Source organism: Plantactinospora veratri, from assembly GCF_036421995.1.
In the GTDB taxonomy this organism is placed as follows: Bacteria; Actinomycetota; Actinomycetes; order Mycobacteriales; family Micromonosporaceae; genus Plantactinospora; species Plantactinospora veratri.
This window is the reverse complement of the sequence record NZ_JAZGQL010000007.1, coordinates 296,433-315,936: the sequence shown is the minus strand read 5'-3', so window position 1 is coordinate 315,936 and position 19,504 is coordinate 296,433. Positions and strand designations below refer to the sequence as shown.

Annotated in this window: 15 protein-coding genes; 2 read left to right on the top strand and 13 right to left on the bottom strand. The window is 73.4% G+C overall.

Annotated elements, in window-relative coordinates; translation table 11 throughout:
- Positions 1-30 precede the first annotated feature (30 nt).
- The 9 genes from V1634_RS12110 to cysS all read right to left on the bottom strand — a co-directional run bounded on the left by V1634_RS12110 (position 31) and on the right by cysS (position 11,076).
- Positions 31-1,305 (bottom strand): cytochrome P450 family protein, encoded by a 1,275-nt coding sequence (locus V1634_RS12110; RefSeq protein WP_331207852.1) that lies wholly within the window; start codon positions 1,303-1,305, stop codon positions 31-33.
- The gene (locus tag V1634_RS12105) at positions 1,302-1,940 is read right to left on the bottom strand and encodes a GTP-binding protein (protein ID WP_331207851.1); all 639 of its coding nucleotides are present in this window, start codon (positions 1,938-1,940) and stop codon (positions 1,302-1,304) included. The genes V1634_RS12110 and V1634_RS12105 overlap by 4 nt, the downstream gene beginning before the upstream one ends.
- Positions 1,921-2,292, bottom strand: coding sequence for a DUF742 domain-containing protein (locus tag V1634_RS12100; RefSeq protein ID WP_331207850.1), 372 nt, complete (start codon positions 2,290-2,292; stop codon positions 1,921-1,923). Before V1634_RS12100 ends, V1634_RS12105 begins: the two co-directional genes overlap by 20 nt.
- A gap of 22 nt (positions 2,293-2,314) precedes the next feature.
- Positions 2,315-2,737: a roadblock/LC7 domain-containing protein gene (locus tag V1634_RS12095; RefSeq protein WP_107257450.1), complete on the bottom strand. Its 423-nt coding sequence runs from the start codon at positions 2,735-2,737 to the stop codon at positions 2,315-2,317.
- Positions 2,738-2,766: 29 nt separating this feature from the next.
- The gene (locus tag V1634_RS12090; protein WP_331207849.1) at positions 2,767-4,251 is read right to left on the bottom strand and encodes an ATP-binding protein; all 1,485 of its coding nucleotides are present in this window, start codon (positions 4,249-4,251) and stop codon (positions 2,767-2,769) included.
- 186 nt (positions 4,252-4,437) lie between these two features.
- On the bottom strand, positions 4,438-5,508 hold the full coding sequence (locus V1634_RS12085) for a pentapeptide repeat-containing protein (RefSeq protein ID WP_331207847.1): 1,071 nt from the start codon (positions 5,506-5,508) through the stop codon (positions 4,438-4,440).
- 63 nt (positions 5,509-5,571) lie between these two features.
- Positions 5,572-8,370 (bottom strand): Hsp70 family protein, encoded by a 2,799-nt coding sequence (locus V1634_RS12080; RefSeq protein WP_331207846.1) that lies wholly within the window; start codon positions 8,368-8,370, stop codon positions 5,572-5,574.
- A 130-nt stretch (positions 8,371-8,500) separates the two neighbouring features.
- Positions 8,501-9,655: a 23S rRNA (guanosine(2251)-2'-O)-methyltransferase RlmB gene (rlmB, locus tag V1634_RS12075; protein WP_331207845.1), complete on the bottom strand. Its 1,155-nt coding sequence runs from the start codon at positions 9,653-9,655 to the stop codon at positions 8,501-8,503.
- Positions 9,655-11,076, bottom strand: a complete 1,422-nt coding sequence (gene cysS, locus V1634_RS12070; protein ID WP_331207844.1) for a cysteine--tRNA ligase — start codon at positions 11,074-11,076, stop codon at positions 9,655-9,657. The genes rlmB and cysS overlap by 1 nt, the downstream gene beginning before the upstream one ends.
- A 122-nt stretch (positions 11,077-11,198) precedes the next feature.
- Between cysS and V1634_RS12065 the strand changes: the two genes are divergently transcribed.
- A complete protein-coding gene (locus V1634_RS12065; RefSeq protein WP_331207889.1) occupies positions 11,199-11,876 on the top strand; it encodes an IclR family transcriptional regulator in 678 nt (225 codons plus the stop codon).
- Between the two features lie 74 nt (positions 11,877-11,950).
- Here the strand turns inward: V1634_RS12065 and V1634_RS12060 are convergent, their stop codons facing one another.
- From V1634_RS12060 to V1634_RS12050, 3 genes are all read right to left on the bottom strand, one after another.
- Complete coding sequence (locus V1634_RS12060) at positions 11,951-12,628, bottom strand: HAD family hydrolase (RefSeq protein WP_331207843.1); 678 nt, start codon at positions 12,626-12,628, stop codon at positions 11,951-11,953.
- 34 nt (positions 12,629-12,662) lie between these two features.
- Positions 12,663-14,063: a class II fumarate hydratase gene (locus V1634_RS12055; RefSeq protein ID WP_407951763.1), complete on the bottom strand. Its 1,401-nt coding sequence runs from the start codon at positions 14,061-14,063 to the stop codon at positions 12,663-12,665.
- Positions 14,064-14,157: 94 nt separating this feature from the next.
- Complete coding sequence (locus tag V1634_RS12050) at positions 14,158-17,154, bottom strand: AfsR/SARP family transcriptional regulator (RefSeq protein WP_331207841.1); 2,997 nt, start codon at positions 17,152-17,154, stop codon at positions 14,158-14,160.
- Positions 17,155-17,401: 247 nt separating this feature from the next.
- Between V1634_RS12050 and V1634_RS12045 the strand changes: the two genes are divergently transcribed.
- On the top strand, positions 17,402-17,656 hold the full coding sequence (locus tag V1634_RS12045) for a hypothetical protein (RefSeq protein WP_331207840.1): 255 nt from the start codon (positions 17,402-17,404) through the stop codon (positions 17,654-17,656).
- Positions 17,657-17,829: 173 nt separating this feature from the next.
- Here the strand turns inward: V1634_RS12045 and V1634_RS12040 are convergent, their stop codons facing one another.
- Positions 17,830-19,500 (bottom strand): fumarate hydratase, encoded by a 1,671-nt coding sequence (locus V1634_RS12040; protein ID WP_331207839.1) that lies wholly within the window; start codon positions 19,498-19,500, stop codon positions 17,830-17,832.
- Positions 19,501-19,504 lie beyond the last annotated feature (4 nt).

Sequence of the window (19,504 nt, the reverse complement as noted above, 5' to 3'; positions counted from 1 at the left end):
AGCACCAGCGCCGGCGGGCCCGGCGAGCGGTCAGGACTGCTCGGTGTCGAGCTGCTGGACGGGCGTGAAGCGTACCGGCAGCGACGCCGGACCACGGGTCCACGCCGAGTCGACCGGCGCCACCTCTTCGGCCGGAATCGCCAACCGGACCCCCGGCAGCCGGTGCAGGGCGGTCTCGACGGCGGTACGGACGATCAGCCGGGCCGGAAGCCGCGCCGGGCAGGAGTGCGGACCGACACCCCAGGCGAGATGCGCCCGGTTGCCGACCTCGCTGAACGTCTGACCCCCGGTGTGGATCCGGGGATCGGCGTTGGCGGCGGCCAGCCCGAGGATCAGCGCGTCGCCGCGCCGGATCGGCTGCCCAGCCAGTTCGGTGTCCTTCAGCGCATACCGGGCCGCCACGTTCGTGAAGGGCGGATCCCGCCACAGCACCTCGTCCAGCGCGTCGTCCACGCCGAGCCGGCCGCCCCGGAGGCGCCCGCCGAACCGCTCGTCGGTCAGCATCAGCCGCAGGGTCTGGCTGATCCAGTTGATGGCGTTCTCGTTCGCACCCACGATCAGCAGCAGGACCGTGTCGTAGATCTCCGCGTCACTGCGCAGGTTCGGATGGCCGGCGAGGAAACTGGTCAGGTCCTTCGTCGGCGCCACCCGGCGCGCCGCGACCGCCTCGGCGATCAGCCCCACCACCCGCTCCCGGGCGGCCGCCGCGTCGCCCTGCCAGGAGTACAACTCCAGCAACCCCCGGTAGAGGGCACGACCCTGGGCGGCGTCCATACCGAAGACGTCGGCCATGGCGAGCACCGGGATGACCGCGGCGTAGTCGGCGACCAGGTCCGCCTCGCCCCGGCCGGCGAAGTCGGCGATCACCTCGGTGCAGAGGGCCGCCACGGCACGCCGCATCTGCCGCTGGTCGATCCGGCCGAGCCCGCCGTCGATCGGGGCACGCAGCCGCCGGTGCCGCTCGCCGTCGGTGAAGAAGGCATTGTCGTACGGCGACATCATCGCCCGGACCTGCGAGTCCGGCGCGAGCCTGTTCTCCTGGTACACCGACCAGTTCGCCGGGTCGGCGGAGAAAGCCTGCTCCTGCCGGGCGACCGTCAGGATCTCCTGGTAGCCCAGGACCAGCCAGCCGTTGATCCCCGGTTCGAGTTCGACCGGCGCGACCGGGCCGTACTCCTCCCGCAGCTTCTGGAAGACATGTCGCGGCTCCGGACACATCGTCGTGGAGACCAGCGGCGTCAGTCCGGTCATCTCGTCGAGGGAGGTGGGAGCGCCCGGCTCCCGGCGGAAGATCGCGGCTGTCACGAGACCACCTTCTGGGGAGCCGGAGTGTTCTGGGCCGGAGCCGAGCCGCCGGCGAGATCGACGGCGTACTCGACAAGAGTCGTCAACGCGTTCAGCACCGAGGCCCGGTCGCGGGCGTCGCAGTCCACGATCGGCGTCTCCGGCAGCAGGTCCAACGCGGTACGCAGTTCCTCGACGCCGTGCCGGACCGTGTCCGGGAAGTGGTTCACCGCCACGACGAACGGCATCTGGGCGCCGATCTCCAACTGGTCGAAGACCTCGAAACTGGCCTCCAGCCGACCGGGTCTGGTGTCGACCAGCACCAACACACCGGCGGCACCGGTGGCCAGCCCGTCCCACAGGTCCCAGAACCGCCGCTGTCCGGGCGTACCGAACAGGTACAGCGCCAGCGTCGGGTTGAGGGTGATCCGCCCGAAGTCCATCGCCACCGTCGTGGTGCGCTTGCCTTCCAGGCCGGTGAGGTCGTCCACCCCCTCGCTGACCTGGGTCAGGGTCTCCTCGGTCCGGAGCGGGGTGATCTCGCTGACCGAGCCGATCAGGGTGGTCTTGCCGACTCCGAAGCTGCCGACCACGAGGATCTTCACCGACTTGGTCACGCTGCCGGGCAGGTACCCGTCAGAGGGCACGGAGTCCATTCAGCACCTCTTGCAGTAGTTCCCGGGAGGGTTGGGCGGTATCCGGGCTGCCGGCCCGTGCGGTCAGGTGGCCGGAGTCGACCAGGTCGCTCGCCAGCACGCGTACGACGCTCACCGGCAACTCCAGCCGGGCGGCGACCTCGACGAGCGAGAGCAGCCCACGGCACATCGCCAGCAGGGCGCGCTCCTGACGACCGGCCTGTAGCGGTAGCGACGGCGCCGGATCCGTCGCGATCAGCAGGGTGTCCACGCTGATCGTGTTGCGCGACGGCCGGGCCCGGCCCTTGGTGAGCACGTACGGCCGCAGCGCCGAGTCGCGGTATCCGCGGCTCCGGTCGTCAGGAGAGATCATCCAGGCTCCCCGGTCCGATCAGTCATGTTCCGGCCCCCGGTACCGCTCCGACGCCGTGCCGGGCCGTGGTGGCGAGGTTGCGCTCGCCGATCTTGTTGACCTGGGCCTGCATCTGGTGGGCGATGAGTGCCGGGTCGACAGCCGGTTCGGTCACCACCGCCAGGTGCGAGCCGTCCCCGGCCCGCCGGACGAAGAGGTAACCGCCGTCGAACTCGATCAGCAGCGAACGAAGGGACCGCCCGCCGGAGCCGAACTCCCGGCCCACGCTCCGACCCAGCGACTGCAACCCGGAGCAGGCGGCGGCGAGCCGGTCGGCGACGTCCTGCTCGGTGTGCTCGGACCGGACCATCGCCAGACCGTCGGCGGAGAGCACCACCGCGTGCCGGACGTACGGCACCGAGACCACCTCGGCCAGCATCCAGCTCTGGTCTTGCTGCGCGCTCATCGTTCGTCATCCTCCGTGGTTGTCGGCGGTCAGTGGGAGCCCTCCGGGCCAGGCCCGGCCCCGGTCTGGCCGCCGGAGAGAAAGGCGCCCATCCAGGAACCGGCCTGCTCCGGCGTCGGCTCCGGGGCCGACACCACCGGCTCCGCCGCTTCGGGGGCGGCCGACACCGCCTCGCCCCGACGCGACCGCCGACGCGGCAGCGTCGCACCGGAGGCCGGGTCGACCGGCTCCGCCTCGACCGGCCTCGGCCCCGGCTCCGACCCCGATGCCGGTTCCGGTGCCACGGCCGGCGCCGCCACCGCGACGGGCGGGCGCATCACGACCGCCTCCGGCGGGTCCACCGTCTCCACGACCTTCGACGGGATCAGCACCACGGCCCGCAGCCCACCGTACGGCGACTCGCTCAGATCCGCCCGGAAGCCGTGCCGGCGTACGTAGTGGCCGACGACGGCGAGCCCGGTCTGCGGAATCTCACCCAGCTCACCCAGGCCGACCGCACGTCGCCCGGAGACCGTCTCCCGGGCCTGCTCCAACCGGTGGTCGTCCATCCCGATGCCGCCGTCGTCGATCTCGATCACCGCACCGCGCTGCACCCGCCGCACCGTCACCGGCACGCTGGTGGCCGGCGGCGACGACTGGGTGGCGTTGGCCAGCAGCTCCGCCACCAGGTGGATGACCGGCTCCACCACCTCGGCGGCGACCGCCACGTCCTGGTCGCCGGAGACCTCGACCCGCTGGTACGCCAGGATCCGGGCCGAGGCGGCGCGCACCACGTCCACCATGGCCAGCGGTTCCTGCCACTGCTGCCCGGGCCACTCTCCACAGAGCACTGCGAGGCTCTGCGCGTGCCGGGCCTGCTGCGCGGCGGCGTGGTCCACCCGCATGCTGGACTCCACCACGTCCGGATCGTGCTGATGCCGCTCGGCCATCAGTGAAACCTGCTCCTGGATGGAGTGTGCCGCCGTCTGTACCCGTCGGGAGAGCGCCACCACCGCGAGCCGCAACGACTCCTCGCGCTCGTCCGACCGCTTCAACGCGCTGGTCGCCTCGGCGAGGATGCCGTCGACCAGGCCCGCCGTCCGGTCGCCCAGCAGCGGGTCGCGCGGGGTGGACGGCACCGGCGAACCGGCCAGCACCGCCGGGAGCCGGACCCGGAGCAGGTGTTCGAGGGCGCTCTCCACCGCCGCCGACCGGGCCTCGGCCCGGTCCCGCCACTGCGCCTCACGCTCCACCAACTGCTGCTGGTGGCTGCGCACCTGACGCTCGAACTCCCGCTCACGCGCGTCGAGCGCGGCCCAGGCGGCCCGCTGCCGGCGCCGGAGCACCGCCAGCAGCACCAGCGTCAGCCCGGCGGCCGTCGCCGCCAGCCCGGTGGCCGCCCACCGCTGCGGGTCGGTGTCGAGCACGGCGGCACCCACGGCCGCCGCGCCAGCCAGGACGGTGAGGAAAGAGGTGGCCAGCCACACCGAGCGGCCACCGGGCGAGGGACGACCCGACGATTCAAGAGGTGTCATGTTCACCTTCGAGCGGAAGATCCGGGCAGGACGGAGCCCCAAACCGCAGTTCAGGCACGTGGTGGATGAGGATGGTACCCGATCAGAACGGGGTGATCGCCCCCCTGAGTGGACAGATCTCGCTGCCCGGGAGCGCCGACGCCGCGGCGGCCGCCACCGCGCCGGACGGTGGGCGCCCGCCCGTGGTCAGTCCGCGCAGGTCGGGGCCGGGGACCCAGGGGTGGTCATCGCGGCCGGCAGCCGGGTCCGGTCGCTCAGCACCGCGCAACTGATCTGCTCGGCGGTGACCTCGGTGGCGATCATCGTGGCCCCGTGCATCAGCGCACGGTTGAGGTTCGCTCCGGTCAGCCGGGCGTCGGTCAGGTCGATGTCGACCAGGTTGGCACCGACCAGCCTGGTCCGGACCAGCTCCGCGCCGGGCGCGGTCACGGAGCCGAGGTACGCGTCGCTGAGGTTCGCCCCGGTCAGATCGGCGGCGGTCAGGTTGGTGGCGTCGAGCCGGGCGCCGCGCAGGTCCGCGCCGACCAGTACCGCACCGGTCAGCCCGGTCCCGTCCAGCGTCGCACCGACCAGCACGGCACCGGCCAGCGTCGCCCGGTCGAGCATCGCCATGTTGACCCGCGCCTCGGTCAGATCCGCGCCGTGCAGCCGGGCCTCCCGCAGGCTGACCCGGTCGAGTACGGCACCGCGCAGGTCGGCGTCGCCGAGGTCGACCCGGTCGAGTTGGGCGCCGGTCAGGTCGGCCCCGTCGAGCCGGGCGCCCGTCAGGAGCGCCCCGGTCAGCCGCGCCCGTACCAGGGACGCCCCGGTCAGCACCGCCCCGGTCAGGTCCACCCGGTCACCGGGGCGGTCCCAGCGGGCGTCCCGCCGGCCCAGCACGGTCAACGCCGCCTGTACGTCCACCCCGGGCCGCCGCCCCGCACCCGCCGGCCGCCCTGCGGAGCCCTCCACCGCACCGGCCGCGTCCACCTGCGACTGTCGACGCACGAAGGTGGCGAGCACCGAGGTGACGGTCGGCTGCTCGACCGGCGCCTTCCGGAGCAGGCTCTCCAGCGCGTGTACGCCACCGGCCCGTACCACCTCGGACGGGTCGGCGAGCAGCTCGACCGCGGCGGTGAACCGCAGGACCGGGTCGGGCCCCGGGTCGCGGCCGGCCGTACGCAGCGCCGCACCGGCCAGCAGCGTCGCCACCGCGCTGAGCACCAGCGCGGGTACCCCGAGCAGCAGGACCGACCGCCGGATCGGCTGGATGTCCATGGACGTAGTTTGCCGCCGACGACCGGCCCGGGCCAGCCGGCGACGACGGGAAGTTGGCGTGCGCTATCCGGCGGTGAAGCGGGCCACGACGAACTCGGAGCGGGCGCCGCAGACGATGACCGAGCTGTTCCAGGAACAGGAGGCGGCGACCACCTGCTTGAGCTGGCCGAGTTCGGTCAGCTTGCCGGATTCGGCGACCACTCCGGCGACGCTGGCGTCCTGACTGTACGGTGTCGGCGCCTCGGCGAAGACCAGCAGGTTGCCCCCGTCGACCCGGACGGCGAACCCGTCCCGGCTCAGCTTCTCGTCCCCCTCGGCGGAGAAGAGTTTCGCCGCCGGGTCGCTGGAACCGAGCCGGACCAGGGCCCGCTCGCCGACCGGCAGCAGGCCCTGCGCCTGCGGCACCTTCTTCCGCCAGGCGGCCTGCTGGCTGCCGCCCTGGTCGGTCCGGACCGCCAGCAGCTCGGTGCCCTCGGCACCCGACCCGGCGGTCTCCAGCAGACAGACCTGCTGTTCACCGCAGGGCTCCAGGGCGGTCGGCCGGCGGCTCTTGTCCACCGCGTTGTAGATGGTGGTCGGCGCCGCGAGGGACGCCAGGTCGTACCGGGCCAGCCCGTAGCCGGCGGTCGACGGGGCGACGAAGAGCTGCCCCTCGTACGCCAACACCTTGTCGTCGGTGTCGGCGGCGTCGGCCCGGGACTTCAACACCTTGCCGTTCGTCACGTCGACCACCCGGATCGAGTCGTCCGCGCCGATCTGCACCAGCCGTGGCTCGTCACCGGGAATGGGCGGGGTCGCCTCCACGGTCGGTGCGCCGGCACCACCCAGCTGCCGGGCCGTCCGCACCGGATAGACGGCGGAGTCGCTGTCGTACTCGCCCTTCGGGTTCGGCAGGTTCCATTCCCGGCCGCTGCGCGCGTTGACCCCGACCAGCGTGTCGGCGGCCTCGTCGAGCACCACGACGTACTCGTCGAAGAGGAAGACCCTGTCGTCGCCCCGGACCTGCCGGCTCCACAGCTTCGCGCCGTTCGCCGGGTCGAGGGCGATCATGACACCCGGGGTACTGCTGCCGATGACCTCCGCCTTGACCAGCAGTACGTCCGGCAGCGCCCTGATCCAGTCCCACCGCTCGGCACCGACGTCCGTGGTGATCCACCGCTCGACCTTCGCCGACCCGGCCGTCAGCACCGCGATGTCCAGCCGCCGGTCGGTCCGCTGGTAGCCGGCGTACGCCCGCTCGCCGGCGGTGGCGGTGAAGAGCGCGGACGGGTTCTCCTCGCGGGTGGCGATCCGGCCGACCTCCTGGAACGAGGCGAAGTCGAGGCCGGGATAGGGATCGCGGGTCAGGTAGAGCAGCGTCGCGGCGACCACACCGAGCAACGCGACCAGCGCGGCCGCGCCGATCCAGAGCGCCCGGCGGCGTACCAGGCCGGCCAGCCCAGCCGGTACGGCCCCGCCGGACGACTGCGCCGGTCCGCCGGCCCCGAACGGGGCCGGACTGCCCGGCGGAACCGGCTGACCGGGGTAGCTGGACTGACCCGGCTGACCGGGGTAGTCGGCGCCGGCCGGCGGATAGCCGCCGGCCGCGACCCGGACAGGGGGCACGGCGGCCTCCGCCGCCCCGGCCTCGTACGCCCGGACCTGTCTCGGCACCGCGCTGCCGGCGGCGGCCGGGCTGGTCGGCACCCCGGCGCTGCCGCGGGCCTGCGGTGCCGTCGTGGCCGGGAGTTCGGCGAGCGCACCCTCCGCGACCGGCAACTCCGGCTGCTCGAGCACGGTCGGCGCGATGCCGAGGTCGGCGTGCAGCATCCGGGCCACCAGCGGCACCCGGGAGGAGCCGCCGACCAGGAACAGCCCGGCGAGCTGGTCGTCGCCGAGCCGGCATCCGGCGATCACCGACGCGGCCTCGAAGACACCCCTGCGCAGCAGCGGGGTGACGACACTCTCCAACTCGTCCCGGGTCAGGTGCAGCGCCTGCTCGACGCCGGGTACCGGAACCGGCGCGGCCGCGGCCCGGGACAACATCTCCTTGGCCCCGCGTACGTCGTCCCAGAACTGCCGGCGAGCGCGCCACTGGCCGGCCGTGGCCGGCCGGCACAACTGCTCCCAGATCGGCCCGTGCGCGGCCCGGATCACCCCGCCCAGGTGCTCGACCAGCGCCGCGTCCAGGTCGAGTCCGCCGAGGTCGGCGACGCCGCCCGAGCCGACCACCACGAACCGGGCCCGGCCGTTCCCGTCGGTGCCCTCGTTGCGGACCACCGCGATGTCCAGGGTGCCGCCGCCGAAGTCGAAGACCGCCAGCGCGGACCGGACCGGCACCGGCCGGCGCAGTACGTCGGCGAAGTAGCGGGCGGCGGCGACCGGCTCGGGCACCAGGAGCGTGCCGCCGGACGGCCGGGGCGACCCGTCGGCGCCGGCCGCCACCGGCGGCCAGCCGGCCCGGGCGACGGCGGCGGCCAGGGTGTCCCGGCGGCGGGATCCCCAGGCGGCCGGATAGCTGAGTACGGCCGGCGGCAGGAACCCGACCGCCTCCACCGCAGCGCCGGCCACCGCACCGAGTACGCCGGCCAGCAGGTCGACCGTGGCGATCTCGCGGTCACCGAGGAGTACGGCCGGCTCGTCGATCCGTCGCTTCGGGTTCGGCTCGTAGCGGGCCGGGTCGGCCTGGGCCAGTCGCTGGGCGTCCCGCCCGACGTGTGGTCGTCCGGCGTCGTCGAGGAAGACCCCGGACGGCAGGATCGGCTGCCCGTCGAAGAGCAGCGGCCTGGTCCGGCCGTCGGGCCAGCGCAGTACCGCGACGGTGTGCGAGGTCCCGAGGTCGACCCCGAGCCCGTACCCGTACCCTCCGTCCTGACCCGCCATCACCCGACTCCTCCACCACCCGAGCCGCATGCCCGGCCCCGCATGCTACGTCCCGCCCCCCACCCCACCTCCGCCCGCCCAGGCCGCGATGCCCAGGCAGAAACGGGGGAGGGTCGGGGGAGGGAAGCGGTCAGGCGGCGAGGCGACGGCGGGAGACCTCGGCCAGGGCGACCGCCGCGGCGACGCTGGCGTTGAGCGACTCGACCTCGGAGACCATCGGGATGCTGACCCGCAGGTCACAGGTGGCGCCGACCAGCCGGGACAGGCCGCGCCCCTCGGAGCCGACCACCACCACCAGCGGGCCGACCGCCGCCTCCAGGTCGTAGAGGTCGGTTTCGCCGTCGGCGTCCAGCCCGACCACCAGGAACCCCTCCTGCTGGGCGAGTTTGAGCGCACGGGTCAGGTTGGTGACCTGGCTGACCGGTACCCGGGCGGCCGCGCCGGCACTGGTCCGCCAGGCGGTCGCGGTGATCCCGGCGGCCCGCCGCTCCGGTACGAAGACACCCTGGGCGCCGAACGCGGCCGCCGAGCGGATCACCGCGCCGAGATTGCGCGGGTCGGTGATGCCGTCGAGCGCGACCAGCAGCGGGGAGGGCTGCTCGAGCGCGAGCGCGAGCATGTCCTCGTAGGCCTGGTAGGCGAAGGGCGGCACCTGCACGCCGATCCCCTGGTGCAGCACCCCGCCGGTCATCCGGTCCAGCTCGGCCCGACTGACCTCCAGGATCGCGATGCCCCGGTCGGCGGCGGTCCGGACCGCCTCGTTCACCCGGTCGTCGATGTCGATGCCCTGCGCGACGTAGAGCGCGGTGGCCGGCACCTGCGACCGGAGCGCCTCCACCACCGGATTGCGGCCGACCAGCAGCTCGGCCGCCTCCCGGCCGGGAGCGGAGCGGCGGCCGGGCGCGACCCGGGGACCGGGACGGGGGCCCGGCTTGCCACCCGTACGCCCGGCGGTGGCCGCACCCCGACCGGCGCTGACCGACTTGCGGCCGCCCTTCTTCGTACCGGCGCCGCCGGCACCCCAGGTGGTGTCCTTGCTCCCCGGTAGGCCGACCTTCGGCGCCCGCCCCTCCTCGGCGGCGGCCCGGCGCTCCTTCGCCTGCTTCCAGGCGGTGCGCTGCGGCAACTGCTCGGTGCCGGAGTATGCCTTGTGCCATGGCCGCTCGTCGGCGGGCAGCGTCTTGCCCCGGCCCTTGAGGGCATCCCGGTTCTTGCCTCCGGAGCCCGTGGTGGCGCCCTTCTTGGCGCTGACCCGACGCCCTCTGCGTGGCGAATTTCCGGGCATCAGTCCTGTTCTCCGATCGTCCAACGCGGCCCGTGCGGGGTGTCCTCGACCACCACGCCCGCGTGCTTGAGCTGGTCCCGTACCGAATCGGCGGCGGCCCAGTCCCGGCGGCTGCGGGCCTGTGCCCGCTGCTCCAGGGCCAGCGCCACCAGCGCGTCGACCACGGACCGCAACTGCCCATCCTGCCCCCCGGTGCTCCAGGCCGCGTCGAGGGGGTCGAGACCGAGCACGTCGAGCATGGCACGGACCACGGCGAGCGTGCCCCTGGTCCCGGCGTCGTCCCCGCCGGCCAGGGCGATCTGCCCGTCCCGGACCGTGTCGTGCAGCACCGCGACCGCGGCCGAGGTGTTGAGGTCGTCGTCCAGCGCGGCGCCGAACCCGGCCGGCAGCTCGCCGAGCGCCCCCGCGCCGACCCGTTCCACGGCCCGCCGCACGAAGCCCTCCACCCGGCGGTACGCCACGGCGGACTCGCGCAGCGACTCGTCCGAGTAGTCGATCCGGGACCGGTAGTGCGGGGCGACCAGGTAGTAGCGCAGCTCCACCGGGCGGATCCCGATCGAGGCGACGTGGTCGAGGTCGACCACGTTCCCCAGCGACTTGCTCATCTTGGCCTCGCCGAGGTTGAGCAGGCCGTGGTGCACCCAGTACCGGACGAAGGGCAGGCCGGCGGCGCGGGACTGGGCCTGCTCGTTCTCGTGGTGCGGGAAGGTCAGGTCGAGCCCGCCGCCGTGGATGTCGAACTCGGCGCCGAGGTAGCGCCAGCACATCGCCGAGCACTCGATGTGCCAGCCGGGCCGGCCCGGCCCCCACGGCGACGGCCAGGCCGCGTCCGCCGGCTCCTCCGGCTTGGCGCCCTTCCAGAGCGCGAAGTCGTTGGCGTCCCGCTTGCCCCGTTCGACGACCTCCTCGGCGATCTGGGTCTGGGTGGCGTCGGGGCGCTGACCGGACAGGTCGCCGTATTCGGGGTACGACCGGACGTCGAAGTAGACGTCGCCGGAACCGTCGTCGGCGACGTAGGCGTGCCCGTCGGCGAGCAGCTTCTTGATCAGCTCGTGCATCTCCGGGATGTGCCCGGTCGCCCTCGGCTCGTACGTCGGCGGGAGCACGTTGAGGCTGCGGTAGGCGGCGCCGAGCAGCACCTCGTTGGCGTACGCGATCGACCAGAACGGGCGGCCCTGCTCGACCGCCTTGGTCAGGATCTTGTCGTCGACGTCGGTGACGTTGCGGATGAAGTCCACCTGGAAGCCGCTGCGCAGCAGCCAGCGCCGCAGCACGTCGTAGTTGACCCCACCCCGGAGGTGGCCGATGTGCGGCGGAGACTGGACGGTGAGGCCACACAGGTAGACCCCGACCTTGCCGGCGTGCTTGGGGACGAAGTCCCGCACCGATCGGGTGGCGGTGTCATAGAGGCGTAGCGTCACCGTACAAGGGTACCGACCGATGCCTGCCGGGGCTCACCCCGCGACCACCGCCCGGACCGCCACCGGTCGTGCCCGCTGCCGTACCGGCCGGTGCCGGCCGTACGCTGCCTGGTGTGGCGAGGGTGGCGGGCGGCGCGGCGGCCGGGCCGGCGGAGGAGCCCCCGGGCCGGACCGGCGAGACCGCGCAGACCCTGGACCGGGGACTGCGACTGCTGCACCTGGTCGCCGACGCGCCCGGTGGACTGACCGTGACCGAGGCGGCCGCCCGGCTCGGCGTCGGCCGGGCGGTGGTCTACCGGCTGCTCGGCGCGCTCACCGGGCACGGGTTGGTCCGCCGCGACGCGGGTGGCCGGCTGCGGCTCGGCGCGGGGCTGCTCCAGCTGGCCCGCCGGGCGCAGCCGCTGCTCGCCGACGGGGCGCTGCCGGCGCTGCGCCGGCTGGCCGAGCAGACCGGGGCGACCGCGCACCTGACCGTGGTCGACGGTGCCGAGGGGGTGGCGCTGGCGGTGGTCGAGCCGAGCTGGACGGCATTCCACGTCGCGTACCGGACCGGGGCCCGGCATCCGCTGGGCCGGGGCGCGGCCGGCCGGGCGATCCTGGCCGGGCGGCAGGGCCGGGCCGAGCCGGTGGCGACCAGCGGCGAACTCCAGCCCGGCGCGTACGGCGTGGCCGCACCCGTACTCGGGGTGCCGGGGCTGGAGGCCAGCGTCGGCGTGGTCGCCCTCGCCCCCCTGGACGTGCCGAAGACCGGCGCCCAGGTCCGCACCGCCGCCACCGAGATCGCCGCCGCGCTCGCCTGAGGAAGATCACGCGGGATCCGGGGAGAAGCGGTACCGGCCAGCTCGGGGCGCCACTCTTTCCGGGCAGTCGCCCCCTACCAGCGCTCGAGCACCGCGGGCAGCTCGGCGAGGGAGCGGATCTCCGCGTCGGGGCGCAGCCCGGGCGGGCGGGGGCGGGCGGCCCGGTTGAGCCAGACGGCGCGCAGGCCGGCCGCCTGGGCCGCCTCGACGTCCTTGCCCGGCGAGTCGCCGACGTGCACCACCGAGGACGGCGGCACCCCGGCCGCCGCCACTACCGCGGCGTAGAACTCCGGTGCGGGCTTCTTCGGTACGCCCGCGACGTGCGCGTAGATCTCGAAGGCGAACTCGGCGGCCAGCCCGCACCGGTCCGCCCGGCTGTTGCCGTTGGTGGCGAAGCCGAGCGTGTACGACCGGCGCAGCACGGCGAGCGCCGGCAGGCTGTCGGAGAAGGGGCGGGTCAGCGCGAACCGCCGGGCGAAATACAGCTCGGCGATCGGCTCCAGCTCGGCGGTGAGGCCGGCCCGGGCCAGTGACCGGGCCAGCGCGGCCCGGCGGATCCGGGTCACCGGCTCGGCGGCGTGCTCGGCGAAGACGGCGTCCCAGTCCCCCTCGATCTCCGCCAGGGTGACGGCCCGGGCCGCCGGGGTGAGCCGCCGCATCTCGGCCAGTACGGCCACCAGCGCGCCGGTCACCGCCGGCCGCAGGTCCAGCAGGGTCTCGTCCGCGTCGAAGACGACAGTGCGCACGCCCACGGGTACGAGGGTAGGCGGCGCCGGGCCGGGAACGTCAGGGGTGGGTCATCCGGAGTACGTCCAGCGACTCGTCGAGCTGCTCGGCGGTGAGCCGGCCCGCCTCGACGTGCCCCCGGGCGAGCACCACCTCGCGGATCGACAGCTCCTTGGCCAGCGCCTCCTTGGCGATCGAGGCCGCCTCGTCGTAACCGAGGTAGCGGTTGAGCGGGGTGACCACCGACGGCGACCCCTCGGCGTACGCGAGCGCCACGTCGACGTTCGCGACCAGGCCGACCACGCAGCGGTCGGCGAGCAGCCGGCTGACGTTGGCGAGCAGCCGGATCGACTCCAGTACGTTGCGGGCCAGCACCGGCAGCATCACGTTCAGCTCGAAGTCGCCCTGCGACCCGGCGAAGGCGACGGTGGCGTCGTTGCCGATCACCTGGGCGCAGACCTGCCGGACCGCCTCGCAGACCACCGGGTTGACCTTGCCGGGCATGATCGACGAACCGGGTTGCAGGTCGGGGATCTGCAACTCGCGCAGCCCGGCCCGGGGGCCGGAACCCATCCAGCGGATGTCGTTAGAGATCTTGTAGAGGCCGACCGCGACGGTACGGAGCTGACCGGAGGCCTCGACCAGGCCGTCCCGGGCGCCCTGCGCCTCGAAGTGGTTGCGCGCCTCGGTCAGCGGCAGCCCGGTCATCTCGCGCAGTTTCTCGATCACCTTCGGGGCGAAGCCGGCCGGGGTGTTGATCCCGGTGCCGACGGCGGTACCGCCGAGCGGCAGTTCGGCGAGCCGGGGCAGGCAGCTCTCCAGCCGCTCGATGCCGTACTGGAGCTGGGTGGCGTAGCCGGAGAACTCCTGGCCCAGCGTCACCGGGGTGGCGTCCATCAGGTGGGTCCGCCCCGCCTTCACCACCTCGGCGAACTCGTCCACCTTGGACTCCAGCGCGAACTGGAGGTGCCGCAGCGCCGGCAGCAGGTCGTGCACCACGGCGTGGGTGGCGGCCAGGTGGATGGAGGAGGGGAAGACGTCGTTGCTGGACTGGGCGGCGTTCACGTCGTCGTTCGGGTGCACCTCGCGGCCCAGTTCGCGGGCGGCCAGCGTGGCGATCACCTCGTTCGCGTTCATGTTCGACGAGGTGCCGGAGCCGGTCTGGAAAACGTCGATCGGGAACTCGTCGTCGTAGCCGCCGTCGGCGACGTGCGCGGCCGCGGTGACGATCGCCCCGGCGACGGCCTCGTCGATCACCCCCAGCTCGGCGTTGACCATCGCGGCGGCACCCTTGATCTGGGCCAGTGCCCGGATGTGGGCCGATTCGAGCCCCCGTCCGGAGATCGGGAAGTTCTGCACCGCGCGCTGCGTCTGGGCCCGCCACAGCGCGTCGACGGGCACCTCCACCTCGCCCATCGTGTCGCGTTCGATCCGGTAGCCGGCCGCCTCTGGTGTGGTCACGCGTTCCATCCTGCCTCGACCCGGGCCGGCTCGCAGATGATCGCCGTCACCGATCCGGGCACCGGAACCGCCCGGGGCCGGCGGGCCGGACGGCTCAGCCCAGCTCCCCCAGCCGCCGCCGTACGTCGTGCTGGTCCGGAGAGTCGATCTGGACCAGCAGGGCCAGCGCGCGGGTCCAGTACGACCGGGCGGCCGCCGCATCGCTTTCCCGCAGGCAGCAGGCGAGCCCGTCCAACGCCCGGGCCTGCTCGTACGGCAGTTGGATCTTCGTCGCGCCGAGCAGCGCCTGCCGGTGCAGGTCCAGGGCGGCGGCGGTGTCACCGAGATCGAGCAGGGCCCGGCCGAGCAGGTTCCGGGCCGCGCACTCGCCCGCCCGGTCCCCGGCGTCCCGCATCGCGGCCAGCGCCTCCCGGTGCCGCTGCACCGCCACCTCCGGCCGGCCGCACTGCCGCTCGATGCTGCCGATCTCGTTGAGCAGGTCCGCGACGGCGAACGGGTTCCCCCGGGCCTGCTGGACGCGCAGCGCCACGGACATGTGCCGCAGCGCCCGGTCGCGCTGGCCCAGCCGCCCGTAGACCCCGCCGATCGAGCCGAGGGTGTCCGCCACCATGGCGATCTTGCCGACCTGGCGGGCCATGAAGAGCCGGTTCCGCAGCACCCGCAGCGCGCAGGAGTAGCGGCCGACGGTCAGGTAGACGCTGGCCAGGTTGGTCAGCGCGTTCGGCATCGCGTGCCAGCCCGGTGTCTGCCGGGCCAGCTCCAGCCCGAGTTCGAGGTAGTGCACCGCCTCCCGGGTCCGGCCGAGCATCATCAACGGCAGGCCGAGGTTCACCGTCGCCACCGACCGCCCGGCGATGTCACCCAGCCGCTCCCAGATCGCGATGACCACCCGCAGCGACTCGACAGAGCGCTGGAACTCGCCGCGTCGGAAGTACGCCGAGGTGAGGTAGTTGTGCATGATGGCGATCCCCGCGTCGTCGCCGAGCGCCTCCGCCGCCCGCAGCCCGTCGGTGTGCGTCTGGATCAGCTCGTCCAGGTGGCCGCCGAGATAGAGCTGCCGCCAGTTGGCCCGGGCGAGCTGCCAGGCGTACCGGTGCAGCCCCTCCTGCACCGCCAACTGGACCAGCGCGACCAGGTTGCGCCGCTCCGCCTCCAGCCAGTCCCGCCCGTCCCGGGCCGCGGCGGCGACCAGGTCGGGGCGGGCGGGTTGTCCGGGTACGGCCATCCGCAGGTTTCCGGTCGGTTCGAGCACCTGGCTCACCGAGGCGGCGGTGTGCAGGTAGTAGTCGAGCAGCCCCTGCAACGCCTGCCGCCGCTCGGACTCGCCGCCGACCACGGTGACCAGTTCGGCGGCGTACTCCCGGATGAGGTCGTGCAGCCGGAACCGCCCGGCGTCCACCTCGTCCACCAGGTGTGCGTCGACCAGCTCGTCGAGGTGTTCCCGGGCCGCCCCGAGCGGCAGCTCGGTCAGCGCGGCACAGGCGTACTGGTCGAGTTGCACACCGGGGTGCGCACCGAGCAGCCGGAACGTCCGCTGCACCGGCTCCGGCAACTGGGCGTACGACAGCCCGAAGGCGTCCGCCAGGGTCCGGTGCTCGACGGCGAACTCGGCCAGTACCGGACGGTCCGGGTCGCCGAGCCGCTGGGCGAGGTCCGCCACCCTCCACCGTGCCCGGTGGGCGAGCCGGGCACCGGCCAGCCGGATGGCCAGCGGCAGGTACCCGCAGCGCCGGACCACCTCCTCGGCCGCCGCCGGTTCGGCCCGGACCCGTTCCGGGCCGACGATCCGGGCCAGCAGGTCGACCGCCTCGACCGGCTCCAGCACCGTCAGCGACTGCGCGCGTACCCCGTCCAGCCCCACCAGCCGGCGCCGGCTCGTCACCACCGTGAGGCAGCCGGGTGCGGCCGGCAGCAGCGGCCCGACCTGGGCGGTGCTGGCCGCGTTGTCCAGCACTAGCAGGGCCCGCCGGGTGGCCAGCTCGGTACGCCACAGCGCCAGCCGGTCGTCGAGGTCGGCCGGGATCCGCTCCCCGGGTACCCCGAGTTGCCGCAGCAGCGTGCCGACCGCCGTGCTCGTCGGCAGCGGGCTGTGCGGGCTGTGCCCGTGCAGGTCGACGAAGAGGTGCGCGTCCGGGTACGCGGCGCCGAGCGCCGTCGCCAGGTGTACGGCCAGCGCCGTCTTGCCGCTGCCCGGCATGCCGTCGATGACGTAGACGGCGGAGAAGTTCGGCCCCGCCTCCTCGATCTCCTTACGCAGCCGGGTGATGGTCTCGTGCCGGCCCGTGAAGTCCTCGATGGCCCGGGGCAGGGCGCGTACCGGCGACCGGGGTGGGGGCTCCTCCTCGGTCGGCCCGACCTCGCCGGCGAGTACCCGTCGGTGGATCTCCCGCAGCGCCGACCCGGGCTCGATGCCCAGCTCACCGGCGAGGATCTCCCGGCCGGCCCGGAACACCGCGAGCGCCTCGGCCCGGCGGCCGCTGTCGGCGAGCGCCAGCATCAGTTGGCCCCGGAGCCGTTCCCGCAGCGGGTGGCGTTCCACCAGGTCGGTCAGTTCGGCGACCAGGTCGCCGCTGCGGCCGCCGAGCCGCAGCTCGATCTCGAAGCTGTCCTCCATCGCCAGCATGCGCTGCTCGTCGAGGGAGGCGGCGCCCCGGCGGACGGCCGTACCGGTGATCCCGGCGAGCGCCGGACCGCGCCAGAGCGCGAGGGCGGACCGGTAGCCCTCCCGCGCCTCCGGCCAGTGCTGCTCGGCGGCGGCGCTGCGGGCTGCGGCGACCAGCCGCTCGAAGAGGTGCGCGTCCAGGTCGTCCGGCCCGAGCACGATGCGGTAGCCGGCGGGTCCGGTGACGATCGTCTCGCCGGGCACTCCGGCGGCGACGAAGAGCCGGCGCAGCCGGGAGACGCAGGTCTGCAACTGTCCCCGCGCGGTGACCGGCGGGTCCGCGTCCCACACCGCGTCGACCAGTTCGTCGACCGGTACCACCTGCGGGGCATGCAGGAGTAGCACCGCCAGGACCACCCTGTCCCGGCCGGCGGTCACCGTCGACTCACCGCCGCTCACCTGAAGCGGCCCAAGGATCCCGAACCGCATGCGCCAGCTCCTGACCGAGGTCACGTCCGGCAGCAGAGTAACCCGACAATCACGCGCAGCAGAATCGACTTGATAGCGGCCTGGCAGTGGAACGAGAGCGCCACCACCCACACTGTGCGGTGGGACGCACGACACCAGGTGAGACACATCGACGGGGGCGGTGCGCCCGCCGGCCCGTGGGGGCGACGGACGCACCGTGTCGGAGCAGCGGTTTCGCCGCCATCCACACCTGAGGAGACGCCAGGAAATGGACGCCTCTGCAAGAGCCGAGCGGCCCCGGCCGGTGCCGGCCGCCGGGGACGTGTTGCAATTCGCCGAATCCGACTACTGCTACGGAACCGGCCCGCTCGTCCTCCGGGTCACCCGGGTCGGCGCGGATCTCGGCCGGTATCCACGGCTCGAGTGGCTGTCCCTGCGCGGCGTGGAGCTGCGCGGGGACGGCAGCGCCGGTCCCGAGCGGCAGGTGCTGGTCCGCACCAGCGCCCTGTCGCACACCGGCTGAACAGCGCACCAGCGTCGCCCGTCGGTCAGCGTCGCCCGACGGCCAACGCCGATTTGGTCACCTCGGCGAGGTTCGCGCTACTTCCCTGCAGGAGTGCCGGCCAGGCTCGGCCCAGCCACTCTTTCCGTGAGGGTCGCGTGATCCTCGACAGCGGGCGCGGGGCGCGGCACCGGTCAGCGGCGGCCTACGGTGAGTACTGGCTTGGTCACCTCGGCGAAGAAGTCGTTGCCCTTGTCGTCGACGACGATGAAGGCCGGGAAGTCCACCACCTCGATCTTCCAGACCGCCTCCATGCCGAGTTCCGGATATTCCAGTACCTCGACGTGCTTGATGCAGTCCTGTGCCAGCCGGGCCGCCGGGCCGCCGATGGAGCCGAGGTAGAACCCGCCGTGCTCGTGGCAGGAGCGGGTCACCTGGCCGGACCGGTTGCCCTTGGCCAGCATCACCTGCGAGCCGCCGGCTGCCTGGAACTTCTGCACGTACGCGTCCATCCGGCCGGCGGTGGTCGGGCCGAACGAGCCGGAGGCGTACCCCTCGGGGGTCTTCGCCGGCCCGGCGTAGTAGACGGCGTGGTCGCGCAGGTACTGCGGCATCGGCTCGCCCGCGTCCAGCCGCTCGGCGATCTTGGCGTGTGCGATGTCCCGGGCGACCACCAGCGGGCCGGTCAGGGAGAGCCGGGTCTTCACCGGATATTTCGACAGCTCGGCCCGGATCTCGTCCATCGGCCGGTTGAGGTCGACCCGGACCACCTCGGCGCCCTGGTCGAGCTGGGCGTCGGTGACGTCCGGCAGGAACCGGGCGGGGTCGGTCTCCAGCCGTTCCAGCCAGACCCCGGACGGGGTGATCTTGCCCATCGCCTGCCGGTCGGCGGAGCAGGAGACCGCGATCGCGACCGGGCAGGAGGCGCCGTGCCGGGGCAGCCGGACCACGCGTACGTCGTGACAGAAGTAGCGCCCGCCGAACTGCGCGCCGATCCCGAACTGCCGGGTCAGCTCCAGCACCTCGGCCTCCAGCTCCAGGTCGCGGAAGCCGTGCGCCAGCATCGAGCCCTGGGTGGGCAGGTTGTCCAGGTATTTGGCGGAGGCCAGCTTCGCGGTCTTCAGGGCGTACTCCGCGGAGGTGCCGCCGATCACCACGGCCAGGTGGTAGGGCGGGCAGGCCGAGGTGCCGATCAGCCGCAGCTTCTCCTCCAGGAACTGCATCATCCGCGTCGGGTTGAGCAGTGCCTTGGTCTCCTGGTAGAGGTAGGACTTGTTCGCCGAGCCGCCGCCCTTGGCCATGAAGAGAAACTTGTACGCGTCCGGGTGCCCGTCCGGGTCCTCGGCGTAGATCTCCACCTGGGCCGGCAGGTTGCTCCCGGTGTTCTTCTCCTCCCAGGTGGTGAGCGGGGCGAGTTGCGAGTACCGCAGGTTGAGCCGGGTGTACGCCTGATAGACCCCCCGGGACACCGCCTCGTCGTCGGACCCGTCCGTCAACACGTGCCGGCCCCGCTTGCCCATCACGATCGCCGTGCCGGTGTCCTGACACATCGGCAGTACGCCCCCGGCGGCGATGTTGGCGTTGCGCAGCAGGTCCAGCGCGACGAAGCGGTCGTTCGGCGACGCGGCCGGGTCGTCGATGATGGCCCGCAACTGGGCGAGGTGCGCCGGCCGCAGGTAGTGCGCGATGTCGTGCATCGCCTCGGCGGTCAGCGCGGTCAGCGCCGAGGGCTCCACGGTCAGGAAACGGCGGCCGCCCGGCCCGTGGACCACGTCGACGCCCTCGTCGGTGACCAGTCGGTATTCGGTCTGGTCGGCGCCGACGGGCAACAGGGGGGAGTACGAGAACGGCGCGCCACTGCTCATAGCC